At 67.1% G+C, this 17,102-nt stretch carries 19 protein-coding genes; 12 read left to right on the top strand and 7 right to left on the bottom strand.

Annotated elements, in window-relative coordinates; genetic code table 11:
• The 8 genes from ABZ717_RS02300 (at window position 1) to ABZ717_RS02265 (ending at window position 7,116) form a co-directional block, all read left to right on the top strand.
• Window positions 1-1,119, top strand: a complete 1,119-nt coding sequence (locus ABZ717_RS02300; protein ID WP_358504288.1) for a C4-dicarboxylate TRAP transporter substrate-binding protein — start codon at window positions 1-3, stop codon at window positions 1,117-1,119.
• The gene (locus tag ABZ717_RS02295) at window positions 1,116-1,697 is read left to right on the top strand and encodes a TRAP transporter small permease (protein ID WP_358504285.1); all 582 of its coding nucleotides are present in this window, start codon (window positions 1,116-1,118) and stop codon (window positions 1,695-1,697) included. Before ABZ717_RS02300 ends, ABZ717_RS02295 begins: the two co-directional genes overlap by 4 nt.
• The gene (locus tag ABZ717_RS02290) at window positions 1,694-3,109 is read left to right on the top strand and encodes a TRAP transporter large permease (protein WP_358504282.1); all 1,416 of its coding nucleotides are present in this window, start codon (window positions 1,694-1,696) and stop codon (window positions 3,107-3,109) included. Before ABZ717_RS02295 ends, ABZ717_RS02290 begins: the two co-directional genes overlap by 4 nt.
• Window positions 3,110-3,160: 51 nt before the next feature.
• Complete coding sequence (locus tag ABZ717_RS02285) at window positions 3,161-3,808, top strand: RraA family protein (protein ID WP_358504279.1); 648 nt, start codon at window positions 3,161-3,163, stop codon at window positions 3,806-3,808.
• 235 nt (window positions 3,809-4,043) lie between these two features.
• Window positions 4,044-4,676, top strand: coding sequence for a biotin transporter BioY (locus ABZ717_RS02280; RefSeq protein ID WP_358504276.1), 633 nt, complete (start codon window positions 4,044-4,046; stop codon window positions 4,674-4,676).
• Window positions 4,676-5,377 carry an ABC transporter ATP-binding protein gene (locus tag ABZ717_RS02275; RefSeq protein ID WP_358504273.1) on the top strand — a complete coding sequence of 234 codons (702 nt, stop codon included), beginning with the start codon at window positions 4,676-4,678 and terminating at the stop codon, window positions 5,375-5,377. Before ABZ717_RS02280 ends, ABZ717_RS02275 begins: the two co-directional genes overlap by 1 nt.
• Entirely contained in the window at window positions 5,374-6,000 is a 627-nt protein-coding gene (locus ABZ717_RS02270; RefSeq protein WP_358504270.1) for an energy-coupling factor transporter transmembrane protein EcfT, read from the top strand. The genes ABZ717_RS02275 and ABZ717_RS02270 overlap by 4 nt, the downstream gene beginning before the upstream one ends.
• A gap of 129 nt (window positions 6,001-6,129) precedes the next feature.
• On the top strand, window positions 6,130-7,116 hold the full coding sequence (locus ABZ717_RS02265) for a serine hydrolase (protein WP_358504267.1): 987 nt from the start codon (window positions 6,130-6,132) through the stop codon (window positions 7,114-7,116).
• A gap of 113 nt (window positions 7,117-7,229) precedes the next feature.
• Here the strand turns inward: ABZ717_RS02265 and ABZ717_RS02260 are convergent, their stop codons facing one another.
• Window positions 7,230-7,829, bottom strand: a complete 600-nt coding sequence (locus tag ABZ717_RS02260; RefSeq protein ID WP_358504264.1) for a TetR/AcrR family transcriptional regulator — start codon at window positions 7,827-7,829, stop codon at window positions 7,230-7,232.
• A gap of 95 nt (window positions 7,830-7,924) precedes the next feature.
• Between ABZ717_RS02260 and ABZ717_RS02255 the strand changes: the two genes are divergently transcribed.
• Complete coding sequence (locus ABZ717_RS02255) at window positions 7,925-8,383, top strand: nuclear transport factor 2 family protein (RefSeq protein ID WP_358504261.1); 459 nt, start codon at window positions 7,925-7,927, stop codon at window positions 8,381-8,383.
• Window positions 8,384-8,450: 67 nt separating this feature from the next.
• Here ABZ717_RS02255 and fabG read toward each other — a convergent pair whose 3' ends face one another.
• Entirely contained in the window at window positions 8,451-9,209 is a 759-nt protein-coding gene (fabG, locus tag ABZ717_RS02250) for a 3-oxoacyl-ACP reductase FabG (protein ID WP_358504258.1), read from the bottom strand.
• Window positions 9,210-9,527: 318 nt separating this feature from the next.
• Here fabG and ABZ717_RS02245 point away from each other — a divergent pair, with 318 nt between their 5' ends.
• Together ABZ717_RS02245 and ABZ717_RS02240 are read left to right on the top strand one after the other, a co-directional pair.
• A complete protein-coding gene (locus tag ABZ717_RS02245) occupies window positions 9,528-10,025 on the top strand; it encodes an ATP-binding protein (protein ID WP_358504256.1) in 498 nt (165 codons plus the stop codon).
• Window positions 10,026-10,272: 247 nt separating this feature from the next.
• Window positions 10,273-11,109 carry a helix-turn-helix transcriptional regulator gene (locus tag ABZ717_RS02240; RefSeq protein WP_067597277.1) on the top strand — a complete coding sequence of 279 codons (837 nt, stop codon included), beginning with the start codon at window positions 10,273-10,275 and terminating at the stop codon, window positions 11,107-11,109.
• A 239-nt stretch (window positions 11,110-11,348) separates the two neighbouring features.
• Here ABZ717_RS02240 and ABZ717_RS02235 read toward each other — a convergent pair whose 3' ends face one another.
• The 5 genes from ABZ717_RS02235 to ABZ717_RS02215 all read right to left on the bottom strand — a co-directional run bounded on the left by ABZ717_RS02235 (window position 11,349) and on the right by ABZ717_RS02215 (window position 16,218).
• Window positions 11,349-11,582 (bottom strand): DUF397 domain-containing protein, encoded by a 234-nt coding sequence (locus tag ABZ717_RS02235; RefSeq protein ID WP_304074560.1) that lies wholly within the window; start codon window positions 11,580-11,582, stop codon window positions 11,349-11,351.
• A 307-nt stretch (window positions 11,583-11,889) separates the two neighbouring features.
• Complete coding sequence (locus ABZ717_RS02230) at window positions 11,890-12,906, bottom strand: metal ABC transporter substrate-binding protein (protein ID WP_358504251.1); 1,017 nt, start codon at window positions 12,904-12,906, stop codon at window positions 11,890-11,892.
• Between the two features lie 82 nt (window positions 12,907-12,988).
• Window positions 12,989-13,669, bottom strand: coding sequence for a TrkA family potassium uptake protein (locus ABZ717_RS02225; RefSeq protein WP_358504248.1), 681 nt, complete (start codon window positions 13,667-13,669; stop codon window positions 12,989-12,991).
• Window positions 13,670-13,709: 40 nt separating this feature from the next.
• Window positions 13,710-15,152, bottom strand: a complete 1,443-nt coding sequence (locus tag ABZ717_RS02220) for a potassium transporter TrkG (protein WP_358504245.1) — start codon at window positions 15,150-15,152, stop codon at window positions 13,710-13,712.
• A gap of 154 nt (window positions 15,153-15,306) precedes the next feature.
• Window positions 15,307-16,218 carry a cation diffusion facilitator family transporter gene (locus ABZ717_RS02215; protein WP_358504243.1) on the bottom strand — a complete coding sequence of 304 codons (912 nt, stop codon included), beginning with the start codon at window positions 16,216-16,218 and terminating at the stop codon, window positions 15,307-15,309.
• Window positions 16,219-16,307: 89 nt separating this feature from the next.
• Between ABZ717_RS02215 and ABZ717_RS02210 the strand changes: the two genes are divergently transcribed.
• Complete coding sequence (locus ABZ717_RS02210) at window positions 16,308-16,649, top strand: metalloregulator ArsR/SmtB family transcription factor (RefSeq protein ID WP_358504240.1); 342 nt, start codon at window positions 16,308-16,310, stop codon at window positions 16,647-16,649.
• Window positions 16,650-17,102: the final 453 nt, after the last annotated feature.

The raw sequence follows: 17,102 nt of genomic DNA, 5'->3' as shown, positions 1-17,102 counted from the left end.
ATGAACGCAGGCGCAAGACGTGCCCGAGCCGGTGGTTCGGTATCCCGTGCCACCGGACTCCTGGCCTCGGGCGCGGCCCTGGCGGTACTGACCGCGTGTAGCGGTACCGCTCTGGGCGACGACACCTACGTGTTGCACTACACGACCTATTCCAACGCCACGTCGGACCAGTCGCGTACGGCGCAGCGATGGGCGGAACAGGTCGAGGAACTCACCGACGGTGGTGTCACCGTTCGGCTCCACTACTCGGAGAGCCTCGTCGGCGCGGAGGAATCGGCCCAGGCGACCCTGGACGGCCGCGCGGACATGGCTCAGGTCGGGTCCATCTACGCGGCTTCGGACCTGTCCATGTACACGGTCATCGAACTGCCGTTCGAGACCGACAACCCCGAGGTACAGATGACCGCGATCGAGCGGTTGTACGAGGAGAACGAGACCTACCGGGAGGACTTCGACCGTCAGGGCGTCCGGCCGCTCTTTCCGATTCCGCTCGGTATCGCGGCTATCGGGTTGAAGGAGGAGGCCGAGAGCCTCGACGACCTGAGGGGAAGGAGCATCCGGGCCGGCGGCCTGACCTCGGACGTGATGCTCACCGCGGGCGCCAACCCCATCGGCATGACGGCCAACGACATCTACGAGTCGATGAGCCGTGGTGTCGTGGACGGCTACACCTCGCTGGCCCTGGCGAATCTGCCCACCTTCGGGCTGTCGCAGACCACGCCCTACCTCATGGACCCCGGCATCGGTGCGTACGCATCCTCGATCGCGGTCATCAACGAGGAGCTGTTCCAAGGCATGCCCGAGGAATACCAGGAGGCGCTGTTGGAGGCCTCCGCCCAGGGCATCTCCATCGGCTTGGAGGAGATGGACGCACTCGGTGAGGTCTCCTGCCAGGAGATGACCGAGAGCGGGACGGAGTTCCTCTCCCTTCCGGAGGAGGAGACCTCCCGGTGGAAGGAGGAGTCGGGCGTCGCGGAGAGTTGGGTGTCGCGTTACGAGGACCGCGGTTACGACGCGCAGTCCGTGCTCGACGACTACCGGCGGATCATCGAGGAGGAGACCCGGGTCTCCGACTACGTCAGCCCGCTCGCCGCTTGCATGGAAGGACGGCAAGAGTGAGCCGCATCAGCTTTCCACGGCCGGTGAGAGGGACCTCCACCGCGTTCAACATCGTCGCCGGACTCCTGCTCCTGGCCCTGATGTTCCTGACCGTCGCCGACGTGGTCGGGCGCGGTGTGTTCGGTCAGTCGGTCCTGGGCACGGTGGACATCTCGACACTGCTCCTGGTGACCATCGCCTTCCTCGGGTTGGCCTCCGCCGAGATCGACGGAAAGCACGTCTCCGTCACCCTCGTCGAGGCGCGCCTCGGTTTCAGGACGCGCATGGTCCTCTCCGGGATCAGGTTGGTCCTGATGCTGGTCCTGGGCGTCCTCATCGTCTGGGGGATGGGCGAGGTCCTGATCAGCGCCTATGAGCGTGGGGAGACGACCAACGACATCCTGCGGTTGGCCACGTGGCCGGCCAAGCTCGTGCTCTTCCTCTCCTTCCTCCTGTTCTTCGTCATGGCGGTCTGGAAGGAAGTCCTCGAGTTCCGCGCGTTCCGTTCCGGTGAGGTGCTGGAGAGCAACGAGGTGGACGCCGCCATCGAACAGGCCCACTCCGCCGCACAACACAAAGACAGCGAGGGCACCCCATGACCGCTGCGACACTCTTCATCGTCATCGCGGTCCTGGCGCTCTTCCTCGGACTGCTCGCGATCCGGTTCCACGTGGGACTCTCCCTCATGGTGGCGGGCCTGGTCGGCATCGTCCTCATGCGTGGGACCGACGCCGCGGTCAGCACGGCGGCCAACCAGCCGTTCTCGACCTCGGCCGACTACTCCCTGACGATCATCCCGCTGTTCATCCTCATGGGTGTGTTCGCCGTCCACGCCCGGCTGGCCCAGGCGGGGTTCGACCTCGCCTCACGGGTGCTGCGCCGGTTCCCGGGAGGCGCCGCGCTCGCGTCGCTGTCCGGATCGGGTCTGTTCGCCGCGGTCACCGGATCCAGTGTCGCGACCGTGGCGACCATGGCCCGGGTGTCCACCGACGCGATCGTCAAGGCCGGCCACGGGATCCGTCTGGCGGCCGGAGTCGTCTGTGCCGGCGGCACCCTGGGTGTGCTCATCCCGCCGTCCATCGTGCTCGTCCTGTACGGCGTCGTCACCGGGGAGAGTATCGGGGAGTTGCTCCTGGCGGGCATCGGCCCAGGCCTACTGACGATCCTCCTCTACGGGATCACCATCGTGCTGATGGTCCTGGCCGCCCGCCGCAAGCGGGACCGGGCCAACGCGTCGATGGAGAGGGAACCGGCGATGGCCGGTGGGTCGTCGGCGTCGGCCACGACCACTTCGGAGACCACCGTGGCCGCCGAGGGGGAGGCCACAGGTGAGGGCACCCCGGAGCCCAAACTCGACCTGTTCGGGTTCATGCTCCTGGTGGTCATCTTCATGGTCTCCATCGGCACGATCTACCTCGGTCTGGCCACCGCCACCGAGGCGGCCTCCTTCGGTGCGGTGTCCGCGTTCGTCATCCTGCTCATCCGCACCAGGCCGCCCCGCTGGATGAGCGCGATCAAGGAGTCGGTCACCGAGGCAGTCGGACTGACCGCCATGACGTTCCTGCTCATGGCCGGCGCCGGGGTGTTCACCTACTTCCTCGCCCTGTCCGGGGCGAGCACGGCGGTGGTGGACGCGGTCCTGGCCGCCGACCTGGAACCCTACGTCGTGCTGGTGCTGTGCCTGCTGTTGTTGCTGCCGCTCGGCATGTTCCTCGACGGGATCTCGATGATCCTCGTCGCGGCGCCCCTGCTGCACCCGATCCTGAGCGGATACGGCTTCGAGGGCCTCTGGCTGGGCGTCCTCATCGTGAAGGTCGCCGAGATGGCGCTGATCACGCCTCCGGTCGGGATGAACGCGTTCGTCTACTCGGGCGCGGTCCCCGAAGCGGGTCTGGGACGGATCTTCCGCGGCATCGTGCCGTTCATCATCGCCGACCTGGTGGTCGTGGCCATCCTCATCATGGTGCCCGACATCGTCACCTTCATCCCCGAGCTTTCGAGCGCGAAGTGAGCCACCGCTCCTCGAAATCCTTGAAACAAGCACCCTGAGAAAGGAACAGTCGTGTTCGTCGTCAACGACATGCCCGAACAGATCGATGGTCGGATCGTCACCGAACTGGAGAAGACGTGCGTCTCGACGCTCGGTCATCTTCGGGACCACGGCTTCGCGCTCGGTCTGCAGCCGAACAGGCGCCCGCTCAAGTTCGTCGGTACGGCGGTCACGGTGCGCATCCCGCACCTGGACTCCACCGCCGTCCACATGGCGGTCGACATGCTGCGCCCCGGCGACGTGCTGGTCGTGGACCAGTCCGGTGACCGACAGCGCTCGTGCTTCGGCGGACTGGTCTCCTACACGGCCAAGGCCCGAGGTGCGGTGGGAGCGGTGATCGACGGGTCGATCAACGACCACGACGAGACCCTGGCCTACGACTTCCCGGTGGTCTCGCGTGGATTCAGCCCGCTGACCACCCGCATCGGCGGGATCGAGGGCGCGATCAACGTGCCGGTCACCATCGCGGGCGCGGTCGTGCACCCGGGTGACGTCGTCTTCGCGGACTCCGACGGCGCCGCCTTCCTCACACCTGAGGAGGCGGTGGGCCTGGGCGACCTGTTGAAGGCCAAGGAGGACGCCGAGATCCCGGCGCGGGAGTCGATCTCGGCCGGTGGATCCCTCGCGGAGTTCTCCGGGGCGGCCACCTACCTTCCCTGAGAAACGCTCCCACGGGAGCTCTCACCCGGGCCCCGGGCGCGGGGCGGTTCACACCGTCGCGCGCCCGGGGCCCTCGTCATGTTCTCCGGGCCGGCCCCGGGTCGCCCCGCGACGTTGACGGAAGTCCACAACACCTCCGCCCGGCTTCTGTACGCCCCGGCCACTGCCTCGAAGGCCCCGGTATCGGACAATGGGGGACGACCACCTCCCACCACCTCCCCGAGAGGATCCACCCATGCCCGACACCGGGACCAGGAAGCACGTCCGTCACCGCGGTCTGACCGCCCGTGACCTGGCGCTCATCGCGATCTTCGCGGCGCTCATCGCCGCGATGAGCGTCACCGTCGCCATCCCATTGCCGTTCTCCCCGGTGCCGATCACCCTCCAGACCCTGGGCATCATGCTCGCCCCGAGTCTCCTGGGCTGGAAGCGCGGAACCCTCGCCGTGGTCGCCTTCCTCGCCCTGGGCCTGGCCGGTCTGCCCCTGTTCGCGGGTGGTCGCGGCGGACTCGCGGTCCTGGCCGGACCCTCCGCCGGGTTCATCGTGAGCTGGGTGTTCGCGGCCCTGGTCATCGGCCTGCTCACCGACCTCATGGTCCGCGGCGGCAAGTACCGCTTCTGGCAGGGGCTGCTGATCAACGCCCTGGGCGGCATCATCGTCATCTACGCCATCGGAGTCCCGTGGATGGGGGTCGTCCTGGGCGACGGCGTCCTGGCCACCGCCACGGCCATGGTCGCGTTCCTGCCCGGTGACGTCGTCAAGGCCGTGGTGACCGCGCTCATCGCCGCCACCGTGTTCCGCGCCTACCCCATCCCGCCGGCCGGTCGCCCGGTCACCTCCGGTACGGAGACGGGGAAGAACACCTGATGATCCGCATCGAGGGGGTCTCCCACTCCTACGACGACCGCGCGGTCCTGCGCGCGATCACCCTGGACCTGGCGCAGCACCGCATCGGTGTGATCGGGGCCAACGGATCGGGCAAGTCCACGCTCGCCCGCACCCTCAACGGACTCGTCCTGCCCGACGAGGGCCGTGTGTCGCTGGGGGAGTGGGACACCCGCCGGCACGCCAAGCACATCCGACGCCGCGTCGGCTTCGTGTTCTCCGACGCCGCCAACCAGATCATCATGCCGACGGTCGTGGAGGACGTGGAGATCGGGCTGCGGCCCCTGCGCCTGGGTCGTGCGGAGACCGCGCGCCGGGTCGACGAGATCCTCGTGCGACACGGCCTCGACGGCCACCGCGACCACCCCGGACACCTGCTCTCCGGTGGTCAGAAGCAGCTGTTGGCGTTGGCGTCGGTGCTGGTCACCGAGCCGGACGTGCTGGTGTGCGACGAGCCCACCACCCTGTTGGACCTGCGCAACACCCGTATGGTGCACCACACCCTGGACGGTCTCCAGCAGCAGGTCGTCCTGTTCACGCACGACCTCGACCTGCTCGCCGACTTCGATCGGGTCTTGGTCATGGACGAGGGACGGGTGGTCTTCGACGGTGTGCCGGCGGACGCCATCGCCTTCTACACCAAGCTCATGGACGACGGGCCGACATCGGGACGGACCTCGTGAGCGTGGTCGGGCTGTACGTCCCCGGCGGTGGTCCGCTGCACCGGATTCCGGCCGGCCCGAAGCTGCTCGCCCTGCTCGTGCTCGGTGTGGTGCTCATCGTCGCCGCGAACCTGTGGGCGGCCCTGGCCACCCTGCTCCTGGCCCTGTTGCTCTACCCGGCCGCCCGGCTGGGTTTGCGCCGGGCACTGGCCGTGCTGCGCGCACTGTGGCCGTTCCTGCTGGCCATCGGTGTGTTCCAGGCGTTGTTCGTGGGCGAGTGGACCGAAGGTGTGCGGTTGTGCGCTCAGCTCGCCGGACTCGTCCTGCTCGCCAACGCGATCACCCTGTCCACCCGGGTCAAGGAGATGCTCGACCTGTTCGAACGTCTGTCCCGGCCGCTGCGCCACGTCGGGGTGGACCCGGACCGGGTGGCGTTGGTGCTGGCGTTGACGATCCGGTCCATCCCCATGGTCGCGACCGCCTGGGCCGCGGCCGGGGACGGTTACCGCGCACGTGGCCTGCGAGGGCGGCCCTACCTCCTGGTGGTGCCGGTGATCGTGCACCTGCTGCGGATGGCCGAGGCCACGGGAGAGGCGCTGGTGGCGCGGGGGATCGACGAGGACGCCCGAACCGGACGCCCCTGAGGGGACTCCGTACCGATTCAATATCGGGTGGGTGATTTCTCCTCGGTGGCTGTGGATAATAATCCGAACGGCCCGTCCCGCCGGGTCGATGCCTCCCCCATCCCCTAGGCGCAACGAACCGGTGATCGCGTGCTCCGGCGTCTCCTCGCCGAAAGACGAACCCGGCCCCTGGCCGCGTCCGTCCCGCTCGCCCTCTGCATCGCCCTGCTCCTGCCCGCCGCGACCCCGGCCGGAGCCGTCCCCGCGCTCCCCGCGAACGCGGTGCTGGCCCCACTGGTCGTGGACTCCCGGGTGCCGCTCGTACCCTTCGCGCCCCTGCCCGCCCAGGCCATCGGCGGCTCCGCCCTGCCCCCCGAGACCCGCGCCGCCCTCGACGACCGTGTCGCGGCCCTGGGCGAGGGCGTCGACTTCGGCATCGCCGTCCAGGACCTGCGCACCGGGACGACCTACAGCCACAACGGACAAGACCGCTTCCCCTCGGCGAGCGTGGCGAAGCTGACCGTGCTGACCATGCTGCACCTGAGCGCCGACGAGGAGGGGCGGGACCTCACCGCGACCGAGCTCGCCCAGGTCGAACAGATGATCCGCTTCAGCGACAACGAGGTCACCGACGGTCTCTATCTGCGCCTGGGGTTCACCGACGGGTTCCTGCGCCACGCCGAATCCCTGGGGTTCACCGGCACCGAACCCCATCCGGGCGGCTCCTGGGGCGCCACCATGACCACCCCCTCCGACCAGATCCGCCTGCTGCGGGCCCTGTACACCGACGAAGGGCCGCTCACCGAGGAGGACCGAGCGCACGTCCGGGAGCTCATGGAGTCGGTCGGTCCCGACCAGGCGTGGGGTGTGTCGGCCGTCGCCACCGGCGGCGACACCGTCGGACTCAAGAACGGGTGGACCCCACGCGAGTCCAACGGGGGACTGTGGATCATGAACAGCGTCGGCTACGTGGCCGGGCCCGAGCACGAGTACCTGATCGCGGTGATGTCGGACCACAACACCGACTACGCCACCGGGATCACCCTCCTGGAGGACCTGGTCACCGAGGTGGTCGAGGCCATCGAGGGGCCCGGCGCCCACGACGACCACGTCGCCGTCGGCACCACGCTCTACTGAGGAACGGTCACTCCTCCAGGGAGGAGAGCACACAGAACTCGTTGCCCTCGACGCTCGCGCACCCGCCGACCACGGCCGGTGGGTGCGCGAGCGTTCGGGTCCGGCCCTCGTCATCAGCGGGCGTTCAGGGCCCGAAGGAGGTATGTGACCAGGGCGTTCAGGTAGTCGGGATCGACCTCGGCACGGAGTATGTTCAAGCGCCAGTACAAGGGCGCGGCCAGCAGGTCCAGGGCCAGGGGCAGATGGGTGTCCTCGGGGAGTTCCCCGCGCTCGATGGCCCGACGCAGGGTGGCTTCCCCGAGCGCGCGGCGTGGTCCGCCGATCGCGCTCTCGATCGCCCGGGCCAGGTTCGGGTCGCGTCCGGCCTCGGCGGTCAGGTCGGGCAGGATCGCCGCGAAACGCGGATGGGTGAGCCAGGCGCGCACCGCTTCCAACGTGGCGCGCAGGTCGCCCTCCAAGGATCCGGTGTCGGTGATCTCGGCCGGCGGCACGCTGAATTCGGTCAGTGCCGCGATCACCATCTCTTGTTTGGAGGGCCAGCGGCGGTACAGGGAACTCTTGCCGGTACCGGCGCGCTTGGCCACGCCCTCCATGGACAGGCGCCCGTATCCGCGCTCGGCGAGTTCGTCCAGTACGGCCTCGGCGATGGCCGAGGTGACTTGGGGACGCAGGACGGCGGCTCCGGTGGGTGTGCGCCGGGTGTGGTCGTTCATGTCGCCATCATACGTGTGGACGATACGGTACCGTTCCGTTAGAGTTCGTCGGGACGGTACCGTATCGTCCCAATGGAAGGAAAGGTGGTCGCGTCATGGGCGCACCGCTCAAGAACGCCTCCGACCTCATCGACGAGGGCCTGAGGCTGATTCTGGCCAAGGACATGCTCGGTTTCGCCGACCTGTGGGCGGAGGAGGGGACCATGGAGCTGCCGTTCGCGCCACCCGGCGCGCCCCGGTGGTTCGAGGGGCGCGCGGCGGTGCGGGAGTACCTGCGCCACTACACCGACCACTTGGACGTGCGGGCGGTCCACCGGAACGCGGTGCACGTCACCACCGACCCGAACGTGGCCATCGCCGAGCTCGAAGTGGAGGGTGTGGCCAAGGAGACCGGAAGTGACTACCGGATGCGCTACATCGCGGTCGTGATCGCACGCGACGGGGAGATCATCGAGTACCGCGACTACTGGGACCCGCTGGCCGCCCAGGAGAACACGGGCGAATCCGCCGCCGAGGCGACCCCCTTCCCCGAGCGCGCCGGCCACTCCGCCTGAGTGTTCGTCCGAAACGACAGTGCCCCACCGGACATCATCGCCGGTGGGGCACATGTTCTCCCAGCGGTCAGTCCAGGGGGCCGCCGGCGACGTAGAGGACCTGGCCGGACACGAAGCCCGCGTCCTCACCGGTGAAGAACGCCACCGCGTTGGCGATGTCCTCCGGCAGGCCCACGCGTTGCACGGGGATCTCGGCCTGCTTGAAGGCCTTCATGTCGTCGTACTTGATCCCGATCCGCTCGGCGGTGGCGCGGGTCATCGCGGTCTCGATGAAACCGGGGGCCACCGCGTTGCAGGTGACACCGAACTTGCCCAGCTCGATGGCGAGGGTCTTGGTGAAGCCCTGCAACCCCGCCTTGGCCGCCGCGTAGTTGGCCTGGCCGCGGTTGCCCAGCGCCGAGGAGCTGGACAGGTTCACGATCCGGCCCCACTTCTGGGCGGTCATGTGGGCCTGGGCGGCCTTGCTCATCAGGAACGAACCCCGCAGGTGCACGTTCATGACGGTGTCCCAGTCGTCGGGGGACATCTTGAACAGCAGGTTGTCGCGGAGCACCCCGGCGTTGTTGACCAGGATCGCGGGAGGGCCGAGCCGCTCGGCGACGGTGTCGACGGCGGCGGTCACCTGGTCGGCGTCGGAGACGTCGCAGCCCACCGCGATGGCCTGGCCACCGTCGGCGGTGATCCGGTCCACGACCTCTTGGGCGTCGGACTCCTTCAGGTCCAGAACGGCGACGGAGCGACCTTCACGGGCGAGGCGCTCGGCGGTGCCGGCGCCGATGCCGCGGGCCGCGCCGGTCACGATCGCCACACGAGGCGTTGGGGACATGGTGTTACCTCCATTGATCACGTGGTGGGCGCGGAGGAATCATATCCGCATGCCTACTGGTCGGTACGTACCCGGGTACGCCTTTCAGTTCTGCGGGAAACCGGCGTTCCATGACTTCTTCAGTCGTCCGTAATGGTGTTGACCTGCGCCGCCGCAAAGCTTTTCGGTTGGTGCCGCCGTTTGCCTGCGCGTGATCGGGCCGTGGCTTACGATGTCATCCAAGACTGAGATGCACGTGCATTCGGCCCGTGCAGCAGCACGAGCTTCACACCCATTCTGTGGTCTGCGGTGCGGTGCGTCAGTGAGGAGTTGAAGGGCATGGAGTGTGCGGAGGCGGTGGCGGAGCCTGCCGACGCATGGTGGCTCAGGGTCCTGACCCACGGGTCCCCACGCTGGAACACACCGGTGTGCGGTGATCGGCACGACGCCGTCACGTGGACTTTCGAGCCCCGCCCACGGACGGTCGGCGCGGCCAGGGAGATTTCCGACGCCCTGCTCCTCGAATGGGGCATGGAGCACTTGTCGAGCGATGTCTCGGTCGTCGTTTCGGAATTGGTCACCAATGCGGTACGTCATGGAGGCCCGATCGCCTTGACCGAACGGGGCCGATCGGGTATTCAGCTCTCCCTCATGCGCAGCGGTAGTGAATTCATCTGCGCGGTTCGTGACGGTGGAGATCACTTGCCGCGCAGAAGGGAAGCGATCTCCGGGGTCGAGGGAGGCAGAGGGCTTGCCCTGGTGAGTGCTTTCGCGCGAGAGTGGGGAGTGATTCCCACGCCGCCCGGTGGAAAGTTCGTTTGGGCACAATTCGTGTGAGTCGATGACTCGGGGCTCGTTGCCGGGCGTCCCGCCGTGCGAGGCGGGGCCGTCGGCCGGGTGGGCCGCCCCGGGGAGGGGCGGGCGAGGGTGGAACGGGACGCCGTCGATACCGTGGAGGTGTAGTGTCCCGGTCGCACGACAAAGGGGACCGGGCGAACCGATACTCTTGTTCGGAGAAAGAAGAGAGGCGGCGAACGTGGATATCGCTCATTTGCGTCAGGGGAGTGGCCCCACCGTGCGCCGCATGCTCCTGGGAGAGCAGCTTCGACGGTACCGGCAACTACGTGGCATCTCCCGTGAGGAAGCGGGCGAGAGGATTCGAGCCTCCGCTTCCAAGATCAGCCGTATGGAACTGGGGCGGGTCGGATTCAAGCCTCGGGATATCGAGGACCTCCTCAAGATGTACGGGGTCACCGACCGTAAGCTCCTGAGGGAATTCAAGGAACTGGCCCTCGAATCCAACAAACCGGGTTGGTGGAAGGAGTACGGCGACGCCCTCCACAAGTGGTTCACCCGCTATGTGGGCTTCGAGGAGGCGGCCGACCAGATCCGTGTCTACGAGTCCCAGTTCGTGCCGGGGTTGTTGCAGACCGAGGACTACGCCCGCGAGGTCATCTCCGGTGGTGTCGACACCGACACCCTCTCCGAGCAGCGCATCCAGGCCAGACTCAAGAGACAGGAACACCTCAACAGCGGCAAGAAGATGTGGATCATCCTCGACGAGGCGGCGGTACGTCGGCCCATCGGGGGCCGCGAGCGCGGCAAGGAGATCATGTGCGGTCAGCTGCGCCACCTGATCGACATCTGTGAGAACCGGGACAACATCACCCTGCAGATCATCCCGTTCGAGGTGGGTGCGCACGCCGCCGAGGCCGGGTCCTTCACGCTGCTGCGCTTCTCCGACTTCGAACTGTCCGACGTCCTGTACCTGGAGCACCTGACCGACGGCGACATCGTGGACAAGCGGTCCACGGTCGAGGCCTACACCAAGGCGATGACCAAGCTCAGCGTCTCGGCCGCCACCCCTGACGAGACGGTCTCGATGCTCAAGGACATGCTCAAGGACCTCGACGAGGCCTGAGTCCCTTCCAGCCCCCACACCCTTTGCTGAAGAACCTCTTCGCCCCGGTGGGTGGGGCAAGAGAAGGCTCCGTCTGCGACGGAGCCCCCTCTTCTCGCTGGAGCCCGTAGCTCGGGTGACCCGGGAGAGAGCAAGGGGGGTGGCTTACCGGATCGGCACGTACACCGCCCCACGGTGTGTCGCACCGTCGTGCCACGAGATACGGGTGGGCCCCTCCGTTCCGCGCGAAGCGGGCCGCCCTAACCGAGCAGGTTGTCGAAGTCGCCGTCCTTGGCGCCCAGGATCAGGCAGTCGATCTCCTCCTGCGTGTAGACCAGGGCCGGACCGCTGGGGAAGCGCGAGTTGCGAACCGCGATGGATCCGTCGTGGAGACGCGCCATCTCGACGCAGGCCCCCTGTGAGTTGCTGCGCTTGGCCTTCTGCCAGGAGGCCTCGGTCAGGTCGGTCGCGCGGATGCCGTTGTGTGCGGTCATGTTCCTGTCGCTCCTTGCGTCTTCGACTGAGGGAATGCGTGCGTGCTAATGCATTAACGAATGCACGTGCATCAGCACCATCACTCTCACGAGCATAGCGTGATGCTCGCCACTTGTCCGTGGGTTTGGTCGGATGTAAGCGCTATGTAATCGTGTCCTCGTCGGCAAGACGCCCAATCATGGCTTCGTTGCTGGTCAGGAGTCTGTGAGTTGCTTTGGGACCTTGGTCTGAAAGTGACGCGGATGAACGCTCGGTAACGCGCGAAGGCCCCGCCGAAGTATCGACGGGGCCTTGCGGGGCCGGTGGCTATTCGCAGGAGAGCGCCGTGGTCAGCGCTTCCAGGTTCCCGCGCATGATCGAGGGGTAGTCGTCGCCGGGCGACTGATCGGTCACGCCTTCCAGGGGGTCGAGCACCTCCACCTGAGCGTCGGTCTCGGCCGCGATGGTGTCCGCGGTCTCGGCGGGCATGAGCGGTTCGGTGAAGATCGTGGAGATGTCGCGCTCGTTGACGATGTCGGCGATGTCGGCGATCTGCGCGGGGGAGGGCTCGCTGTCCGGGTCGACCCCGCTGACGCCGATCTGCTCCAGGTCGTACCGGTCGGTCAGGTAGCTGAAGGCGGTGTGTCCGACCACGACCTCACGGTGCTCGCAGGAGGACAGCCCCTCCTCGTACTCATCGCCGATGGCGGCCAATTCGTCGGCGACCCGCTCGGCCTCCTGCCGGTAGGTGTCGGCGCCCTCGGGGTTCGCCTCTCCCATGCGTTCGGCCAACGCCTCGGCGGTCTGGGCCATCAGGTCCACGTCCAGCCAGAAGTGGGGGTCGTGCTCGCCGTGGTCGTGCCCGTCCTCGCCCTCGTGGTCGTGCCCGTCCTCGTGGTCGTGCCCGTCCTCGCCCTCATGGTCATGGTCGTGACCGTGGTCGTCGTCCTCGCCACCGTCGGCGGGGCGCAGCGATACGAGGTCGGCGACGTCGAGAGAGGCGTCCTCGCCCTCCTGGGCGACGGCCTCGTCCACGGCGGGTTGGAGGCCGCCCACGTGGAACACGATGTCGGCCTCGCTGACCTCGGCGATCTGGCGGCCGGTGAGCTCCAGGTCGTGCGGTTCGGCGCCGGGTTCGGTCAGCTGGACGACGGCGGTGGTGTCCCCACCGATCTCCTGGGCCAGCCATTCGAGCGGGTAGACCCCCGTGACGACGGTGAGGTCGGCGTCGGCGGGGGAGACCCCGTCGCCACCGGTGTCACCGCCCTCACTTCCACAGCCGGTGATGATCATGGCGAGGGCGGCGCCGAGGGCGGCGGTGCGCACGGAGGTCCTGGTTCTCATGGGACCATTTTCGGGAAAATGAAAACGGTTGTCAATTTGTCCGCTTTGGCGCCTCGATCACGGTCCGGTCCTCCGGGAGGGTTCAGGGACGTTGACTCTCGGCGAACCGTTCCACGTCGTCGGTCCTGCCGGCCACCACGATCAGATCTCCCTTGTGCAACACGGTGTCCTGGGTGGCGTAGGTGAAGGAGGCCCCCACCCGCTTCACCGAAACCACGGTGATGCCGAACCGTTGCCGAACCTGGGTCTCTCGCAGGGTCTTGCCGAACATCTCCTTGGGTGCCTTGGTCTTGCCCAATGCGAACCCCTCCTCCAGTTCGACGTAGTCCAGCATCCGGCCCGAGACCAGGTGCGCGACTCGCTCGCCGATGTCATGTTCGGGCAGTACCACGTGGTGCGCGCCGACCTGTTCCAGGATCCGACTGTGCCTACGGCTGGTCGCCTTCGCCCAGATGCTCTTCACTCCCAGGTCCACCAGGAGCGAAGCGGTCAGGATGCTCTCCTCCAGATGGGAGCCGATGGCCACGACCGCCAGGTTGAACTGGTGGGCCCCCACCTGGCGTAGGGCGTCTTCGTCGGTGGAGTCCGCGATCACGGTGTGGGTGAGCACGTCGGCGTAGGACTGGACCAGGCGCGGGTTGGAGTCCATACCCAGGACCTCCCAACCGCGCCGGACCAGTTCCAGGGCCAGTGAACTACCGAATCGGCCCAGGCCGATGATGAGGATGCGCTTGTCATCGTTGCGTCGGTCGATCTGGGGCAAGACCCCTCCTTGCGTGGGTTGGACTGCGCGGTGTGCTGTCTCAGCCGATGATGGGCCTGGCCTCGGCGAAGGTGTAGTGACGGTGTCGGTCACGGAACGCGAGTGCCGCTACGAACGTGATGGGACCGATGCGCCCGGCGACCATGAGCACGGTCAACAGCACCTGGGTCCATGCCGGAAGGTCCGGGGTGATTCCGGTGGACAATCCGACAACGCCGAACGCGGAGACCATCTCGAACAGGACGTGGAGGAACTCGAACGTGGTCGTGCGCAGCACGAGCAGGATGCTGAACGCCACGAGGGTGGCTGAAAGGAAGACCAGGCTCAGAGCCTGACGGATCACGTCCGGGGGAAGGGCACGGTCGAAGGTGTGCACCCGGGTGTGTCCGCGGACCTCGGACAGTACGACGAGGAAGAGGACGGCCAAGGTCGCCACCTTGATGCCTCCGGCGGTTCCGGCGCTGCCGCCGCCAACGAACATCAACATGATAGTGAACAGCAAACTGGAGTCCGTCATCTCGCTCACGGGGACGACGTTGAGTCCACCACTGCGCGGCATCACGCCGTGGAACACACCGTCGGTGAGCCTGGCCGTCCAATGAAGCTCGCCCAACGTGAGCGGGTTGTTCCACTCCATGAGAGTGATGAGGAGGGTGCCGCCCAGCAGGAGCACGAGGCTCGTGGTGATCGTGAGTTTGGTGTGCAGGGACCAGCGGTCGCCCTTTCGCAGACTCCGCCATACCTCGAGGATCACCGGGAAACCGATGCCTCCCAAAATCACGGCCGCACTGATGGGCAGGAGGATCATGGCGTCGCCGGAGAACCGGGTCATGCTGTCGTCGTACAGGGAAAGCCCGGCGTTGTTGAACGACGAGACCGAGTGGAAGAGCCCGGAGTAGGCCGCCTCCCACCAGGTCATGCCGTAGCCGAGCCACAGACGAGGAGTGATGAGAACGAAGATCGTGCTCTGTACCACCAAGAAGATGACGACGACACGGCGTACCACTCCGGAGACCTCGCCGACCTCCAGGCTTCGGGTCTCCGCTTGCACGTTCAGGCGCATGCGCAGGCCGAAGCGGTGGGCCAGGGCGCTTCCGAGCAGGGCCGCCAAGGTCATGATGCCCATCCCGCCGACCTGCATCAGCAGCATGACGATCACTTGACCGTAGGTACTCAGGTCCTGACCGATGGAGATCACGCTCAGGCCGCACACGGCCAGGGAGGTGGTGGAGGTGAACAACGCCGGGACCAGGTCCAGCCCTTGGCCGTCCGTGGTGGTGAAGGGGAGCATGAGCAGGAACGTGCCCACCAGGTTCACCGACAGGAACATGGTGAGGAAGGCCCTGGCGGGCTTGCGCCAAGCGCCGATCTCCCGATGGGTGACCTCGGGCGCCTGGGTGGCGATACCCGAACTGTGTCTACGTATCGTCCAGGGAAGACGTCTCCACCAAAGTCGCACGGAGCCCGGGTTCTTCCTGCTCATGGAGCGACCTTACTCATACCGTCTTTTCGACCCACCGCTGCTTCTACCTTCTCATTCGTGAACCCGTCCGATGGTGCCACGGGCCAGGGGCGAGGTGGTACGTGGAAGTGGCGCGAGACGAGAAGGTGAACGGTGTCATCGGTGGTGGCGGGGTTCAGTCGTGGCGGGCGCCCTCGTGGTCGGCGTGGCCCGGCGGCTCCAGTTGCAGTGTCGAATGGTCCACGTCGAAGTGTCCGCTCAGACACTCGTGCAGTTCGTCGAGCATCCGTCCGGTGTCGTGCAGGTCCTCCTCGGCCACCACCACGTGCGCGGACATCACCGGGACCCCGGAGGTGATGGTCCACACGTGCAGGTCGTGCACGTCGATGACGGCGGGGTGCCCCATCAGGTGCGAGCGAAGGTCGGCCAGGTCCATGCCCTTGGGCGCGGCCTCCAGCAGGATGTGCACGGCCTCCTTCAGCAGCGACCACGCGCGGGGCACGATGATCGCGGCGATGGCGAGCGAGACCAGGGTGTCGGCCTGCTGCCACCCGGTGAAGAGCACGATGAGACCGCCGATGATCACGCCCACGGAGGCGAGCGCGTCACTCATCACCTCCAGGTAGGCGCCCTTGACGTTGAGGCTCTCCTTCGCGCCCGACCTCAGCACGAACATCGCCACGATGTTCATCACCAGGCCGAACCCGGCGACCACGATCATGCCGAGCCCGGACACCTGGGCGGGTTCGCGGAACCGGTCGACCGCCTCCAGCACGATGAACCCGCACAGGACGAACAGCACGATCGCGTTGACGGCCGCGGCGAGGATCTCGGCGCGTTGGAGTCCGAAGGTGCGCCTGCCCGTGGCCGGCCGACCGGCGATCCACACGGCCACCAGTGCCAAGGCCACCCCGAAGGAGTCGGTGACGGTGTGTCCGGCGTCGGCGAGCAGGGCGAGACTGCCGCTGAACGCGGCCCCGGTGACCTGGACCACCGCCACGGTGAGCATCAGTACCAGAACCACGGCGAGCCTGCGCTTGTTGGCGGCCCCGGCCGTGATCGGCCCGTGGTCGTGTCCCACGCCCATCGTTCCCCCGTCCTCAGATCCATTAGTACACTCAAGACTGTTTATACAGCCTGCACTGTCTATACAGCAAAAAATGTACAATGGTTTTCATGTTGACCTCAGAGCAACGCCTCTCCGCGATCCAGCGCCTCGGACGCGCACTGTCCGATCCCACCCGGTGCCGTCTGCTGTTGGCCCTCCTGGAGGGGCCCGACTACCCGGCCGGGCTCGCCGACCGGCTCGGGCTCACCCGGCAGAACGTCTCGAACCACCTGGCCTGCCTGCGCGACTGCGGACTCGTGCGCACGCACGCCCAGGGTCGGCAGGTCAGCTACGAACTGGTCGACGAATCCCTCGTCCATGCCCTGGACGACCTCCTCCACGTGGTCTGGGGCACCACCCAGCCCCACGAGACGCTCGCCCCCTCAGAGGAACAGCCCCGAGCCGTCTGAACCACCCCGCCGCGCCGTCGCCGCTCACCCGACGCATGCGTACGGGTGCGCATCGCGTGTACCCCCCGTGCTCGCTTCCGGATGACCGGAATCGGTCATCGTGATGTCCGTTACACCTTCGGCAGTCGCCCCTGTCGGCGTGAAGATCCACTTCGGGCCAGTGGGTCCCCCTCACCCGGCGAGTGTCCCTAACTTTGGTCGATACCGACCCTGACGGAAGACTGACATCTCCCTGATAGTTCCCTGAACTCTCCGGAGTCGGCGCAACTTCCGATATAACGCGACGTAAGGTGAGCGTGCGCCCGGCGGATGCGGGGCCCGACGACGGGTCTACCCGAGCGGGCGTCCCGCCCCGGACGAAACGAACACCCGCATCCCCCATCACACGACTCGCGGATCGGCCCGTGCCCAAGGTCGCCCGTTCGACCACGAACGGGCGCACCCCCGGTCCGG

The organism is Nocardiopsis sp. NPDC006832, from assembly GCF_040635885.1.
Lineage (GTDB): Bacteria > Actinomycetota > Actinomycetes > Streptosporangiales > Streptosporangiaceae > Nocardiopsis.
This window is presented reverse-complemented; position numbering and strand designations above follow the sequence as displayed.